This window comes from Sphaerisporangium sp. NPDC051017, assembly GCF_040683095.1.
Lineage (GTDB): Bacteria > Actinomycetota > Actinomycetes > Streptosporangiales > Streptosporangiaceae > Sphaerisporangium.
Genome location: NZ_JBFBCI010000021.1, coordinates 62788 through 76502 on the forward strand (window position 1 = coordinate 62788; position 13715 = coordinate 76502).

Sequence of the window (13715 nt, forward strand, 5' to 3'; positions counted from 1 at the left end):
TACCCCTCAAAAGACCTTTACGCGGGAACGCAAGGGGGTGCTCAGGCCCGGGGCCTTGGCGCCGTCGAGGAGTTTCCGGCCCAGCGGGGTGAGGTCGTGCAGGACGGCGGGTCCGTGGCGGGTGCTGGTGATCAGCCCCGCCTGCCGGAGGGTCTTGGTATGGCGGCTCATCGACGCGAGCGAGGTGTGCAGTTTCGTGGCGAGCTGTGTGGTGGAGGCGCTGTGCGCCAGTGCGGCGAGCACGGCGGCGCGGGTCGTGCCCATGAGGTCGGCCAGCGATTCCCCCGGGTCGACGCAGGTGATCGTCTCCCAGCGGTGTTCCTGCGCGATCGGGTAGACCAGGACCGGTGGCAGGTCCTGGTCGGCGAGCGACACGGGCGACCCGCAGCAGAAGAACGACGGCACGAGCCGCAGGCCCCGGCCCTGTAGGTACAGGTCCCGCTCGACGGCGTAGCGCACCTCCAGCACCGGCCGGCGCCAGCGCATCAACGGCTCGAAGCCGCGGAACAGCGCCTCGACGCCACCGGCGAGCAGCGCGCCGACCCGCACCGCGACGTCGGCCTCGACGCTCGCGCGGATCAGGTCGTCGTGGGCACCTACCGCGGCGTGGTGGTACTCGCCCAGCGCGGTCGCCAGGCAGGCCGGCGTGCCGCTCCGCGAGTCGGTGAGACCGGCGAGCCGGCTCGGGGTGGCCCGGCCGCGGCGCCGGTTGGTCTGGTGCAGCAGATCCAGCTCGTGCCGCAGCCGTCGCCGGCTCGTGGCACGCACGGCGTCGAGGCCTGCGTCGAGCCCGGCCGCCGACTCGGCGGGGGTGAGGAAGTCGGGGAAGTAGGGGCCGAGCGGGGCGAGGTCGGCGAGGAGCGTCGCGGCGGGCCGCATCATGGCCAGCAGGTCGGGGCGGCTACGGAGCCGCGCCGTCCACGGCTGGAGGTAGACCGGTTTGTCGGCGTCGCCCAGCCGGAAGTGGCTCAGCAGGACTTCCCACAGCGGGTCGACGACGGTGGTCAGGCGGGTTCGCGCGATGTCCTCGGCGGTGAAGTGTATTCGCAGCATGCCTCGTCCCCAGGCGTCAGACGTAGGGGTTGTTCGATGTGGATGGCCTGACTTGTTTCTGTCGGGCCTCGACCTCGCGCCACCGCCGGGCCGGGCGGTGGCGCGGTGCCGGGGAGAGCATCGCGAGCGCGGCTTGACATGGGCTTGCCGCCGATGGCGGTGTGCGGGGGCCATCGGCGGGGACGGGAGGTCGTCGCGGGCGGGCGCGTCAGGGGGACGGACGTTCGCCGGGCGGGCGCGTCAAGGACATGTCAAGCCGCGGGCCGGATACTCCTGATCGGCGAGGCGTGGTTCGGCGAGGACGTCCTACGCGCTGCCGGCAGCGCCCGGCAAACGTGAATACCCCCGCTGGCCGGGCTTCGCCGCGCGCTACGGATTCGACCCCCAGGACACCGTGCAGTGCAGCGCCGGGTGGCCGTCCAGGCGGATCGCCTCCACCCGATGCCCGGCGCTCCCCACCCATCGCGTCATGGCGGCAGGATAAGAAACCGCGCGCCAAGGAGAAGCGGGTCTTGACGGCGTGCGACCCGTAGGTATCTTTCGATTAGGAAACTTTCCTAAGAAAACGGCCGGTCGGCGCCTCCGGTCCCCCTTCTCCGCCGGAGGAAAGCACACGTGAAATCCAGGAAGTGGGCGGCCGCCCTCTCCTTCGGCGCGCTACTCGCCGTCGCCCTGCCGGGCGGCACGGCCTACGCGCTCCCCGCCGACTGCACCACCTGGGTGTCGAACGGATACGTCTCCAGCCTCTGCACGAGCGGCACCGGGGAACACCAGGTCTACCTGGTCGCCCGCCATGTGAACCCGCAGGTCGGCGTCATCACCACCGAGGGGCCGTGGGTCCCGGTGGGCTCGGTGTCGACGGCCCGCATCCCGGCGACGGGAAGTCTGCAGAACTACTGGGTCAACAAACGCTGACCCGCGGCCACACCACCTCCCGCGGGTCCGGCCCGCGGGAGGCACCGGCAACTACCCACATAAAGGAGCGGATCGTGAATACCAAGAAGTGCGCCTCCCTCGTCGGCGCGGCGCTCGTCTCCGCCGCGATCGTCGCCGGCACGGCCACGCCCGCGCAGGCCATCCCCGACACCTGCTCGACGAGCTTCTCCGCAGACGGCTACCTCAGCAGTTACTGCGCGACCGGCACGGGCTACCACGCGATCTACGTGGTGTACCGGTTCGTCAACCCGCAGCTGGGTGGCTACACCGAATCGGCCTGGGGGCCCTGGGTCGCCGCCGGCTCCACCTCGAGCGTCCGTGTGCCCGGCGGCGCGAGCATCCTCAGCAGCTCCGTCCAAAAGCGCGACTGAGCCGTCCCGCGAGCACTTCCTGATCAAGGGAACCGACGTCCTCCTTCCGGATCAGGAGGCGGGCGACGCGCGCCCGGCCGTGACCAGATGACGGGGAGCAGGGCCCGGCCGGTGAGCTCGGCCGCCGCGGTCCCGGCGTCCTCAGACTCCACCGGCCGGGCCCCGGTGTTGTTGTAGAACACCACCAGCCGGGACCGCTTCGGCCTAGCCGCGCCCCGGAGGTCGAAGCGCTGGATCCGGCCGAACCGCGCCGCCTGGTGCTGGACGCCGTCGACCCCTACCTCGACCGGCCCGTGTTGGCCGCCGTGCTCGCCGAGGAGGAGCGGCAGCGCCAGGCGACGCGCACCTTTCTGGGACGCCGGCCAAGACAGTAGGGTGCGAGCCTGCGGGCCAAGCCTTGTCCGTGGACGCGGTCAACACGGGCCGACGTTCACCTTGTACGGCTCGATCCGTTCCTCGGCACGCTGCTCCAACTCGGCGCGGTGACCCTCCCCGTCCGGTGAACGCGCTCACCGACACCCCGGCAGGCCTTGAGGTCGTGAGGAGCTCAGGCGGGGTAGCGGCGGGGGGTGTAGACGGTGGGGTGGCCGTTTCTCGTGGTGTGGCGGGTGGTGGAGGAGCCGATCAGGAGCAGGCAGCGCATGTCGATCTCCGCCGCGTCCAGCTTGTCCAGGGTCGTGACGCGGACGGACTCGGACGGGCCGCCGACGTCCCGTCCGATGACGACGGGCGTGTCCGGCGCGCGGTGCTCCAGGAGCAGGTCGCGCGCCGCCTCGACCTGCCATCGGCGTGCGCGGGACGCCGGGTTGTAGATCGCGAGGACCAGGTCGGCCCGCGCGGCGGCCGTGACACGGGCGGCGATGATGTCCCACGACTTAAGCCGGTCGGACAGGGAGATCACGCAGTAGTCGTGGCCGAGAGGCGCGCCGGCCCGCGCCGCGACCGCCTGCGCCGCCGTCACGCCCGGCAGCACGCGCACCGGCACGTGCGCGAACCGCTCCTCGGACGCGACCTCCAGCAGCGCACTGGCCATCGCGAACACGCCCGGGTCGCCCGACGAGACGACGGCGACCCGCGCGCCCGCGAGGGCCAGTTCCAGCGCGTGCGCCGCCCGCTCGGCCTCGACCCGGTTGTCGGACGCGTGCCGCCGCTGCCGCGGGTTCGGCGGCACCCTGTCCAGGTAAGGACCGTAACCGACGAGTTCGCCCGCACTCGCCAGCGCGTCCTGTGCCTCGGGCGTCAGCCAGTACCGTCCCCCCGGCCCCAGGCCGACCACGACGACCTCGCCGAGGCCCTTCCCCTCTCCGGGAACGGGTCCGGGGACAGCGCCGCGGACAGGGCCAGGGACAGCGCCGGGGACGACGTGCCCTCGGAGCGCCTCGATGTTCCGGCTCGGAGTGTGCGCGGAGACGGGGGCCGGCCCGGAGGCGGCGGCAACGTCCTCTCCCCGGCTCGCATCGGCGCCGTGACGCGTACCGGGCGCCGCGCGTCGGGGCGTACCCGCGCGGCTGGGGACGATGGCGACCGAGAAGTACGGGACCTCGCTCGGGTCCACGTCGGCGAGGGGGGCGATCCGCTGGCGGTCGGTGGTGGCCCGCTCGACGTACCACGCCTCGTCCAGGCGGCCCGCGCTCTCCAGGGCGTCGCGGACGGCGGGGAACGTGCGGCCCAGCTTGAGCACCGCCGCCGAGTCGGCCACGGCCAGCCGCGCCGCCAGCGTCTCCGGCGCCAGCGTGCCCGGCAGGACGGTGAGCGTCTCCTCGCGCTCCACCAGCGGGCGGCCCAGCATGGCCGACGCCGCGCTCACCGACGTGACCCCCGGCACGACCTCGGCCGGGTAGCGGTGCGCCAGCCGCTTGTGGAGGTGCATGTACGAGCCGTAGAACAACGGATCGCCCTCGCACAGGACGACCACGTCGCGCCCGGCGTCCAGGTGCGCGGACAGGCGGCGGGCGCAGGACTCGTAGAACTCGTCGATCGCGCCCTGGTACCCGCCCGGGTGGTCGGTGGTCTCGGTCGTGACGGGGTAGATGAGCGCCTCCTCGATCTGCCCCTCGCGCAGGTAGGACGCGGCGACCGTCCGGGCGATGCTGCGCCCGTGCCGCGCGCTGTGGTATGCGATCACATCCGCCTCACCGATGAGCCGCGCCGCCTTCACGGTCACCAGCTCAGGATCCCCCGGCCCAAGCCCAACCCCCCGCAACCACCCCCGCCCAGGGCGGTCTTGTTCGAGGGGGGTGGGGGTGGTGGAGGGGTCCATGGTGTTGTTCACTCTTTCTCGCTCGCGATGGCGTTGACGGCCGCCGCCGCCAGTGCGCTTCCGCCCCGGCGGCCGTGCACCACCAGGTACGGCAGGCCGTCGCCGTTGCCGGCCAGGGCCTGCTTGGACTCGGCCGCGCCGATGAAGCCCACCGGCACGCCGAGCACGGCGGCGGGCCGTCCCACGCCTTCTCTCACCAGCTCCAGCAGGCGGAACAGCGCCGTGGGGGCGTTGCCGACGGCGACGACGGAGCCGTCCAGGCGGTCGCGCCACAGCTCCAGTGCGGCGGCGCTGCGGGTGGTGCCGAGCCGGCGCGCCAGGTCCGGCACCCGGGGATCGCCCAGCATGCACAGCACCTCGTTGGCGGCGGGCAGGCGGGCCCGGGTCACGCCCGAGGCGACCATCGTGGCGTCGCACAGGATGGGCGCCCCGGCCAGCAGCGCGGCCCGCGCGGCGGCGACCACTCCTGGGGACCAGGCGAGGTCCGCGACGAGGTCCACCATGCCGCAGGCGTGGATCATCCGTACGGCCACCCGGGCGAGGTCGTCGGGCATGCCGGCGAGGTCGGCCTCGGCGCGGATGGTCGCGAACGAACGCCGGTAGATCTCCGCGCCGTCCCGGACGTAGTCGTCCACGGCCTGCCCCTCGCCGCTCATATCGCGCGGTCGCGGGTGGCGGAGTACAGGTGGCTGTCGGTGAACTCCGACGCCGTGAGCACGCCACCGACGATGATCACGGCGGTGCGCCGCACCCCGGCGGCTTTCACCTGGGCGGCGATGTCGGCGAGCGTGCCGCGCAGGATCACCTCGTCGTCGCGGCCGGCGCGGGCGACGACGGCCACCGGGCAGTCGGCTCCGTAGTTCGGTGTCAGTTCCTCCACCACGGCGTCGATGCGCTGGACGGCAAGGTGGAGGACCATCGTCGAACGGCTCCGCCCGAGCGTGCGCAGGTCCTCGCCCGGCGGCATCGGCGTCGCGCGGGCCGAGATCCGGGTCAGCACCACCGTCTGGCCCACCCCGGGCACGGTCAGCTCACGCCCCAGCGAGGCGGCCGCCGCCGCGAACGCGGGGACGCCCGGCGTCACGTCGTACGGAACCCCGGCGGCGTCCAGCCTGCGCATCTGCTCGGCCATCGCGCTGTAGATCGACGGGTCGCCGGAGTGCAGGCGCGCGACGTCGAGGCCCCGCGCGTGGGCGGCCACCATCTCGGCGACGATCTCGTCGAGGTTCAACTCGGCGGTGTCCACGAGCCTGGCCCCCTCCGGCGCGTGGCCGAGCAGTTCCTTGGGCACGAGCGACCCCGCGTACAGGCACACCGGCGATGCGGCGATCAGGTCGCGCCCGCGCACGGTGATGAGATCGGCCGCCCCGGGGCCCGCCCCGATGAAGTGCACGGTCACGACTGACTTCTCCTTGCTCTCATCCGGCGCCCTTGTGCGGCGCGGAGGTGGTCACGGGCGTACCGCCGTCCAGATGGTCACCGGCATCGCGGGGCGCCAGGCGGTGAAGCCGCCGACCGGGCCCGCGCGGTGGACGGACAGGCGCAGCAGGTCGCCGCCGTGCCGGGCGTGCCAGGCGGCGAGGACGGCCTCGGACTCGACCGTCACCGCGTTGACGACCAGCCGCCCGCCGCTGCCCAGCACGTCCCAGCACGTCTCGAGGACGCCCGGCACGGTGCCGCCGCCGCCGACGAACACCGCGTCCGGCGTCTCCAGCCCCGCGAGGGCCTCGGGGGCCGCGCCGGTCACGACCCGCAGGGTGGGCACGCCGAGCGTGTCCGCGTTCCGTGTGATCCGCGCGGCGCGGTCGGGGCGGGCCTCCACGGCGATGGCGCGGCACGCGGGATGGACCCGCATCCACTCGATGGCGACGCTGCCCGCGCCCGCGCCCACGTCCCAGAGCACCTGTCCCGGCAGCGGGGCGAGCCGGGACAGCGTCACCGCGCGCACCTCGCGCTTGGTGAGCTGCCCGTCGTGCTCGAACGCCTCGTCCGGCAGGCCCGGAACGCCCGGGATCGGAGTCACGTCCGGGTCGGCGCGGCACTCCAGGGCCACGACGTTGAGCGGGTCCACGACGGCGTCCCACTTCCCGGCCGTCCCGGTGACCACGCGCTCCGCGGGACCGCCGAGCCGTTCGAGGACGGTCATCGCGCTCGCGCCGTACCCCTGGGCCGTCACGAGCCGGGCGACCTGGGCCGGGGAGTCCGCGCCCGCGCTCAGCACGAGCACGCGGGCCGCCGGGTACAGCACCCGGCTCACCAGCGCGACCGGACGCCCGACCAGGCTCACCACGCGCGTGTCCTCGACCGGCCATCCCATGCGGGCGCAGGCCAGCGACACCGACGACGGATGCGGCAGCACGCGCACGCGCTCGGGGCCGAGCATCCGCGCCAGCGTGGTCCCGACCCCGTGCAGCATGGGATCGCCGCTGGCCAGCACGCACACGGCGCGGTCCTCGCGCTCGGCCAGCAGGCGGCGGACGGCGGGGAGCATCGGCGAGGGCCAGACGACCCGCTCGGCTCCGGTGTCCGGTACCAGCGCGAGCTGCCGGGCGCTTCCCATGAGCACCTCGCACCGCTGGATCTCCCGGCGCGCGGGATCGGGCAGCCCGTCCCAGCCGTCCGCGCCGATCCCGACCACGACCACCGGGCTGCTCATGCCGTCCCGCTCGCCGCGGAAGGGGCGTCGCCGGCCGCGGGGTCGTTCCGCACCGCCGAGCCGGTGCCCGCCGCGGAGGCGTTCTTCCCCGCCGAGCCGCTGCCGGCCACCGGGGCGTTCCGTGCGGCGCTCTCCACCAGCCGCGTCGCCAGGTACGGGCTGCCCGCCCAGTGCAGGTGCAGGTAGGACGCGGCCAGGCGCGGCCCGCCGAATCCGTCCGCGCCGCCCCGCCACCGGTAGAGCGGCACGTCGCCGGACGGCGGGGTGACGCGCGTGCGGTGGAACTCGTGCCCGTGGTACCGCTCGCCCTCGCGGGTCAGCACCGAGTCGCGCACGGAGACGGCGTCGCGGTAGCCGAGCGTCAGCCCGCCGGTCATGGCCGCGGTCGCGTCGACGACGCCGCACATGGGACGCCCGTCCAGCTCACGGCAGAGGTACAGCAGGCCCGCGCATTCGGCGGCGATGGGCCCGCCGAACGCGGCCACCGCGCGGCGCAGCGGCTCGTTGGCCGACAGTTCGCCCGCGTACACCTCGGGGAAGCCTCCGGGCAGGACGAGCGCACCGGTTCCCTCGGGAAGCCGTTCGTCGGTGAGCGGGTCGAAGACGGCGACGGTCGCGCCCGCGGCGGCGATCAGCTCGGCCTGCTCGGCGTACCCGAACGTGAACGCCTTCCCCCCGGCCACCGCGACCACGACCTCGCGCGCCGGCCCACCACCGGCCACGTCCTCGAGTGCCGGCCCTCCACCGGCCACATCCTCGCGCCGCGCGGAGCGCACGGCCGCCTCGGGATCCCAGGCGGGGCCGGGCAGTCCGGGCGCGCTTTCGGCGAGACGGACGAGACCTTCCAGATCGCACGTGCCCGCGACCAGCTCACCCACCTCGTCGACCGCGCGCACGGCCTCGGCGCTGCGCTCGGCGGGCGGCACCAGGCCCAGGTGGCGCGACGGCGTGGCGGCGATGCCGGTGCGCGGGATCGCGCCGAACACCGTGATGCCGGTCTCGGCCAGCGCGTCCCGGCAGATCTCCGAGTGACGCGGCGAGCCGACGTTGTTGAGGATCACCCCGCCGATCCGGACGCCGGTGTCGTAGGACATGAAGCCGTGGACCAGCGCGGCGACGGACCTGGCCTGTCCCGCGACGTCCACGACGAGGACGACCGGCGCGTCCAGCAGCTTGGCGACGTGCGCGGTGGAGGCGAAGTCCGCGCCGGTCCTTCCCGCGCCGCCGGTGGACGTACCGGCGACGCCGATGGGGAAGGACGCGCCGTCGAACAGGCCCATCACGCCCTCGATGACGGCGATGCCCGCCCCCGCCGCGCCGTGCAGGAAGAGCGGGACGATCAGCTCCTCGCCGACCAGCCACGGGTCGAGGTTGCGCCCGCGGCGGCCGGAGGCGAGCGCGTGGTAGCCGGGATCGATGTAGTCGGGGCCGACCTTGTGCGGCGAGACCACCGTCCCCTTGGCGGTGAGCGCGGCCATCAGCCCGGTGGCCACCGTCGTCTTGCCCGCTCCCGAGGAGGGCGCGGCGATCACCAGGCGCGGCACCTCAGCCACGGGCCGCACCCCCCGCACTCCGTCCCCCGCCACGACCCGCACGCTCACGCCCGCCATGCCGTTCGCCGCGGTGTGGCGGGCCGGCCGGGGTCACCATTCGATGCCCTTCTGGCCCTTCTGGCCGGTGTCCATCGGGTGCCGCACCTTGGCCATCTCGGTGACCAGGTCGGCGGTCTCGAGCAGGCGCGGGTGGGCGTCCCTGCCGGTGATGACGACGTGCTGCGTGCCGGGCCGCGCCGCCAGGGCGGCGACCACGTCCTCGACGTCGATCCACCCCCATTTGATGGGGTAGGTGAACTCGTCCAGCACGTACAGCCGGTACGTCTCCGCCGCCAGGTCCCGCTTGATCTGTTCCCAGCCCTCGCGCGCGTCGGCGGCGTGGTCCTCCTCGGCGCCGGCCTTCTTGATCCAGGACCAGCCCTCGCCCATCTTGTGCCAGGCCACGGTGCCGCCCGCGCCGGACTCGCCGAGGACGGTGAGCGCCCGCTCCTCCCCCACCCGCCACTTGGCGGACTTGACGAACTGGAACACGCCGATCGGCCAGCCCTGGTTCCACGCGCGCAGCGCCAGCCCGAACGCCGCCGTCGACTTGCCCTTGCCGGGCCCGGTGTGGAGGAACACGAGCGGCCGGGTGCGCCGCTGCCGGGTGGTCAGGCCGTCGTCCGGCACCTCGGCCGGTTTCCCCTGGGGCATGTCAGGCCGCCTTCCTGTGTTCGCGGACGAGATCGCGCAGCCCGCCCGCGGCCAGCCGTTCGAGCCGGACGGCCTCCCCGCCGAGCAGCACGGCGAGCCCCGTGGCCAGGCCGAGCCGCACCGGGCCGCTCTCGCAGTCCACCACCACCGCGGCGACGTCCCTGAGCAGCGACGCCGCCCTGCGCACGTCGGCGTCCGTCCCCGAGGTGGCCCGCCCGTCGGTGACGACGACCAGCAGCGGCCTGCGCGCGGGGTCGCGGAGCCGTTCGACGCGCACGACCTCGGCGGCCCGGCGCAGCCCCGCGGCGAGGGGGGTGCGTCCGCCCGTGGGCAGCTCGCGCAGGCGGGCGGCTCCGGCCTCCACCGACGAGGTCGGCGGGAGCACCAACTCGGCGCCGGACCCGCGGAACGTCACCAGGCCGACCTTGTCGCGGCGCTGGTAGGCGTCCAGCAGCAGGCTGAGCACGGCGCCCTTGACCGCGCCCATGCGCCGGCGCGCGGCCATCGAGCCGCTGGCGTCCACGACGAACAGCACGAGGTTGCCCTCGCGTCCCTCGCGCACGGCCTCGCGCAGGTCGCCGCGCCGTACGACCAGCCCGGGACCGGTCCGGCCGCGTTCGCGCTGGTACGGCGCGGCGGCGCGCAGGGTGGCCGTGAGGTGCGGCGACAGGAGGCGTCCTTCGGGGACGCGCGAGCCGGAGACGCGGCCGTAGGACGTCCTGGCCCGCGACCGGCGTCCGGGGGCGCCCGTGCCGAGGCCGGGGACGGTCAACGCGCGCACGCGGTAGGTGCCGCCGGGCTGGGCCGCCGGTCGCGTCCGGGTACCGGCTGTTTCGCCCGCCGGGGCGTCGTGAGCGTGAGCGCCTTGGCCGCTCGCGGGCGGCGGCTCCGGGGCCCCGCTGTTCCCTCCGGGGCCGGGCGGCGGGCCGGGGTCGGGGTCTTCGTCGGGCCCGGGGCCGGGGGGCGGGCCGGGGTCTTCGTCCGGGCCGGGGCCAGGGTCCTCCCGCTCGGACGCGGGGCCGGTGTCTGTGCCGGGACCGTCCTCCGATGCGGGCCCGTCCACTCCGGACTCCGGCCCCGGCTCCTCTTCCGTATCGTCCAGGTCCGCGTCATCGAGCAGGGCGTCGAGCTCGGACTCGTCCAGGCCGGGCGCGTCGAACGGGTCGCGCCTGCGGCGGTGCGGCAGGGCGAGGCGGGCGGCCTGGCGGATGTCCTCGGCCGTGACGCGCGTGCCGCCCCGCCAGGCGGCGTGGGCGACGGCGGCGTGGGCGGTGATGAGGTCGGCGCGCATGCCGTCCACGTCGAACGCCGCGCAGATCGTGGAGATCCGCGTGAGCGCGGCGTCGGACAGCGTCACCTCGCGCAGCCGCTCGCGGGCGGCGGCGATGCGCGCGGCGAGGTCGTCCTCCGCGTCCGCCCACCGGGCCGCGAACGCCTCGGCGTCGTCCTCGAACGCCAGCCTGCGGCGCACGACCTCCGCCCGCTCCTCCGGGTCGCGGGACGCGGTGACCTCGACGGTCAGGCCGAAGCGGTCGAGCAACTGGGGCCGCAGCTCGCCCTCCTCGGGGTTCATGGTGCCGACCAGCATGAACCGGGCGGCGTGCCGGACGGACACGGCGTCGCGCTCGACGTAGCACGTGCCGAGCGCGGCGGCGTCGAGCAGCAGGTCCACGAGGTGGTCGTGCAGCAGGTTGACCTCGTCCACATAGAGGACGCCCCGGTGGGCGGCGGCGAGCAGACCGGGCTCGAACGCCTTGACCCCCTCGGTGAGCGCGCGTTCCAGGTCCAGCGAGCCGACCAGGCGGTCCTCGGACGCGCCGACGGGCAGCTCGGCCAGCCGCGCGGCACGTACGGAGGCGGGCGCGCCGTCGTCGTGCGGGCCGTCGGGGCACGCGGGGTCGGGGGCGGCAGGGTCGCAGGAGAAGCGGCACCCGGCCACGACCGCGACCGGCGGCAGCAGGGCCGCCAGCGCGCGGACGATCGTGGACTTGGCGGTGCCCTTCTCGCCGCGGATCAGCACGCCTCCGGTGCGCGGGGAGATCGCATTGAGGACGAGCGCCAGCTTGAGGGTGTCGAGCCCCACCACCGCGGTGAAGGGGTAGTGGTGGCGTACGGCCGCCGGGGGCCGGGCAAGCATGTCGAAAAAGTCCTTCCCAGTGGCGCGTCGCCGTAGGTGGGCAGAGGCGGGTGGCGGTCGGTCCCGCCCCTGCCGGGAGTGAGGGTCAGGCGGCGGGCGAGGGGACGAGCGCGCGGCGCGGCGTGAGGGCGCGTTCGGCGAGGGCGCCGAAGACGAGCCCGATGCCGCTCCACATGATCGCCTGGGTGCCGAGCGAGGCGATCCGGAAGCGCCACAGCAGGGACGCGGGGAAGTCGGACGCGACCTCGTCCACGGTGGGCATGAGCACGTACGCGACGGCCATGATCACGACGTAGGCGAGGGCGGCGAGCAGCGTGGCGTTCCAGGCGCCGTGGCGGGGGGCCAGTTGCCGGCCGAGCCGGACGGCGGCGACCGCGAGGAGCACCGAGATCACCAGGATGGCCAGGTAGAGGACCGTCCGGCGGGAGATCGTGGCGGGGTCGCCCACGGCCGGCGGATTGGCGGGATATTTCAGGAAAGGTACGAGCTCGACGGCGATGAACCCGCCCAGCGCGAGCAGCGCCGCCGTGGCCCGCGGCCCGAACGAGCCGAGCCGCCCGTACGCGAACGCGAACATGATGGCGAAGACGCCGCCGACCGCGACGCCGAACACGCCGAGACCCGTGGCCAGGCCCAGTGTGGACTGCACGTCACGGCTGACGGGCCCTTCCTCCGCGTGCTCGTGCCCGGACTCCGACGCCGCCGTGCCGGACTCGCCCGGCACGGCGGGGGCGTGGGCCGCGTGCCCGCCCGCGCGCTCTTCGACGGCGATCGCCGCCGACACCTGGGGCTCACCGAAGACCCAGGCGAAGACCAGCGCGAGGGCAGCGGCGGCCAGGCCCGCGAGCATGCCGCGGACCAGGAGATTTCTCACCATTCCGGCTCTGACCCCGCCTCAGTGGCAGGGGAAGCCGAGCAGGTGACGCGCATCGTGCACGAACTCGTGCACGGTGTCGCCGGAGATCAGAGAGGTGGCACCCTGCTCCGCACCGACGAAGTAGATGAGGGCGAGGGCGAGGACACCGGCGAAGATCGTCCACGGCAGCAACTCCCTGACGGGAATGCGGACGGGAACAGGCCGGGACTGGGGAACGGCGGTGTGGGCCATGAAAGTGCCTCCTCGGGATCACGCGTCCCATAGGAAATGCGCGACGACGGAGGGTCTGACTCCCGGCCCCCGAAGGAGCAGGTCACAGTGGCGCGGCCGTACCAGAGTCTCGCTGGCTTCCCCACACCGTCACAATGTCGTTTGCACGCTACGGTGTGAACCATTGGTGCGTCAACTGGCGTCAATGGGAGACAATCACCTCCACCTGCGCCCCGGAGGGATACACGTGACCGCGAGGATTGTCCTGATTTCCCACGCCGCCACCACCGCCCTCCAGCGAGCGGCCTTCCCCATGGACGAACCCCTCACCGACCAGGCCCTCCGCCGGCTGACCACCGCCCGCCCCCTGTTCTCCCCTCCCGCCGCGACCACGACCACCCCGAGAACCCCGACGACCGCCGGCCGACCCCCCAGAACGGCCGACGAGGGGACGGTCACGACGAACGGCGAGCAAGGGGCGTCCAAGAGCGACGGCAGGGAGGCGCCCGCCCTTGAGGAGGCCGCGGCCCTCGGACCCTCCGCGCGAAAGGTCCTGTGCGGACCTTCCCAGCGCTGCCTGCAGACCGCCGCGGGTCTCAGGCTGGAAGCCGAACCCGTCGAGGCGCTACGAGACTGGGACGCCGGCCGCTGGGCGGGCCGCACGCTGGCGGACGTCCAGGCCGAGCACCCCGAGGACGTCCTCGCCTGGCTCACCGACCCCGCGTCCGCTCCCCATGGCGGCGAGTCCCTCCTCGCGCTCCTCGACCGCGTCACCGCCTGGCTCGCGACCTTGCACGACGCGGGCAGGACGCTCGCCGTCACCCACCCCGCCGTGATCAGAGCCGCCGTGGTCCACGCCCTCGACGCCCCGCCCCAGGCGTTCTGGAAGATCGACGTCCCCCCGCTCGCCCAGGTGACCCTGACCTCCAACGGCCGCCGCTGGCACCTACGCCTCTCGGCGCCCTGACA

13 protein-coding genes and 1 riboswitch are annotated in these 13715 nt (G+C 74.3%); of the genes, 3 read left to right on the forward strand and 10 right to left on the reverse strand.

The features are described from left to right. Nucleotides 1–6 precede the first annotated feature (6 nt). A complete protein-coding gene (locus AB0M95_RS18820) occupies nt 7–1053 on the reverse strand; it encodes a transcriptional regulator (RefSeq protein WP_363765875.1) in 1047 nt (348 codons plus the stop codon). A 615-nt stretch (nt 1054–1668) separates the two neighbouring features. Between AB0M95_RS18820 and AB0M95_RS18825 the strand changes: the two genes are divergently transcribed. Then, a complete protein-coding gene (locus tag AB0M95_RS18825; protein ID WP_363765878.1) occupies nt 1669–1968 on the forward strand; it encodes a hypothetical protein in 300 nt (99 codons plus the stop codon). A 74-nt stretch (nt 1969–2042) separates the two neighbouring features. Then, a complete protein-coding gene (locus AB0M95_RS18830; RefSeq protein WP_363765881.1) occupies nt 2043–2360 on the forward strand; it encodes a hypothetical protein in 318 nt (105 codons plus the stop codon). A gap of 547 nt (nt 2361–2907) precedes the next feature. On the opposite strand, the gene AB0M95_RS18835 is transcribed toward AB0M95_RS18830, so the two are convergent. The 9 genes from AB0M95_RS18835 to AB0M95_RS18875 all read right to left on the reverse strand — a co-directional run bounded on the left by AB0M95_RS18835 (nt 2908) and on the right by AB0M95_RS18875 (nt 12767). Then, on the reverse strand, nt 2908–4620 hold the full coding sequence (locus AB0M95_RS18835) for a precorrin-2 C(20)-methyltransferase (RefSeq protein WP_363766009.1): 1713 nt from the start codon (nt 4618–4620) through the stop codon (nt 2908–2910). Nucleotides 4621–4628: 8 nt separating this feature from the next. Continuing rightward, the gene (locus AB0M95_RS18840; RefSeq protein WP_363765884.1) at nt 4629–5255 is read right to left on the reverse strand and encodes a precorrin-8X methylmutase; all 627 of its coding nucleotides are present in this window, start codon (nt 5253–5255) and stop codon (nt 4629–4631) included. A gap of 17 nt (nt 5256–5272) precedes the next feature. Continuing rightward, nucleotides 5273–6019, reverse strand: a complete 747-nt coding sequence (cobM, locus tag AB0M95_RS18845; protein WP_363765887.1) for a precorrin-4 C(11)-methyltransferase — start codon at nt 6017–6019, stop codon at nt 5273–5275. A gap of 51 nt (nt 6020–6070) precedes the next feature. Continuing rightward, nucleotides 6071–7276: a precorrin-6y C5,15-methyltransferase (decarboxylating) subunit CbiE gene (cbiE, locus tag AB0M95_RS18850; protein ID WP_363765890.1), complete on the reverse strand. Its 1206-nt coding sequence runs from the start codon at nt 7274–7276 to the stop codon at nt 6071–6073. Next, nucleotides 7273–8829, reverse strand: a complete 1557-nt coding sequence (locus tag AB0M95_RS18855) for a cobyrinate a,c-diamide synthase (RefSeq protein ID WP_363765893.1) — start codon at nt 8827–8829, stop codon at nt 7273–7275. Before AB0M95_RS18855 ends, cbiE begins: the two co-directional genes overlap by 4 nt. A gap of 90 nt (nt 8830–8919) precedes the next feature. Further along, nucleotides 8920–9522 carry a cob(I)yrinic acid a,c-diamide adenosyltransferase gene (gene cobO, locus AB0M95_RS18860; protein ID WP_363765896.1) on the reverse strand — a complete coding sequence of 201 codons (603 nt, stop codon included), beginning with the start codon at nt 9520–9522 and terminating at the stop codon, nt 8920–8922. Nucleotide 9523: 1 nt separating this feature from the next. Further along, nucleotides 9524–11659, reverse strand: coding sequence for a putative cobaltochelatase (locus AB0M95_RS18865; protein ID WP_363765899.1), 2136 nt, complete (start codon nt 11657–11659; stop codon nt 9524–9526). Nucleotides 11660–11744: 85 nt separating this feature from the next. Continuing rightward, nucleotides 11745–12536 (reverse strand): CbtA family protein, encoded by a 792-nt coding sequence (locus AB0M95_RS18870; RefSeq protein WP_363765902.1) that lies wholly within the window; start codon nt 12534–12536, stop codon nt 11745–11747. An 18-nt stretch (nt 12537–12554) separates the two neighbouring features. Then, nucleotides 12555–12767 (reverse strand): CbtB domain-containing protein, encoded by a 213-nt coding sequence (locus AB0M95_RS18875; protein ID WP_363765905.1) that lies wholly within the window; start codon nt 12765–12767, stop codon nt 12555–12557. Nucleotides 12768–12797: 30 nt separating this feature from the next. After that, nucleotides 12798–12913, reverse strand: a riboswitch (cobalamin riboswitch). Between the two features lie 80 nt (nt 12914–12993). Here AB0M95_RS18875 and AB0M95_RS18880 point away from each other — a divergent pair. Then, nucleotides 12994–13713, forward strand: coding sequence for a histidine phosphatase family protein (locus AB0M95_RS18880; RefSeq protein WP_363765908.1), 720 nt, complete (start codon nt 12994–12996; stop codon nt 13711–13713). Nucleotides 13714–13715: the final 2 nt, after the last annotated feature.

Bases quoted from the DNA above. Each gene is read 5' to 3' on its own strand.
- AB0M95_RS18870 (WP_363765902.1), bottom strand. From the start codon at position 12,536: ATGGTGAGAAATCTCCTGGTCCGCGGCATGCTCGCGGGCCTGGCCGCC.
- AB0M95_RS18865 (WP_363765899.1), bottom strand. From the start codon at position 11,659: ATGCTTGCCCGGCCCCCGGCGGCCGTACGCCACCACTACCCCTTCACC.
- cobO (WP_363765896.1), bottom strand. From the start codon at position 9,522: ATGCCCCAGGGGAAACCGGCCGAGGTGCCGGACGACGGCCTGACCACC.
- cbiE (WP_363765890.1), bottom strand. From the start codon at position 7,276: ATGAGCAGCCCGGTGGTCGTGGTCGGGATCGGCGCGGACGGCTGGGAC.
- AB0M95_RS18820 (WP_363765875.1), bottom strand. From the start codon at position 1,053: ATGCTGCGAATACACTTCACCGCCGAGGACATCGCGCGAACCCGCCTG.
- AB0M95_RS18875 (WP_363765905.1), bottom strand. From the start codon at position 12,767: ATGGCCCACACCGCCGTTCCCCAGTCCCGGCCTGTTCCCGTCCGCATT.
- AB0M95_RS18835 (WP_363766009.1), bottom strand. From the start codon at position 4,620: ATGGACCCCTCCACCACCCCCACCCCCCTCGAACAAGACCGCCCTGGG.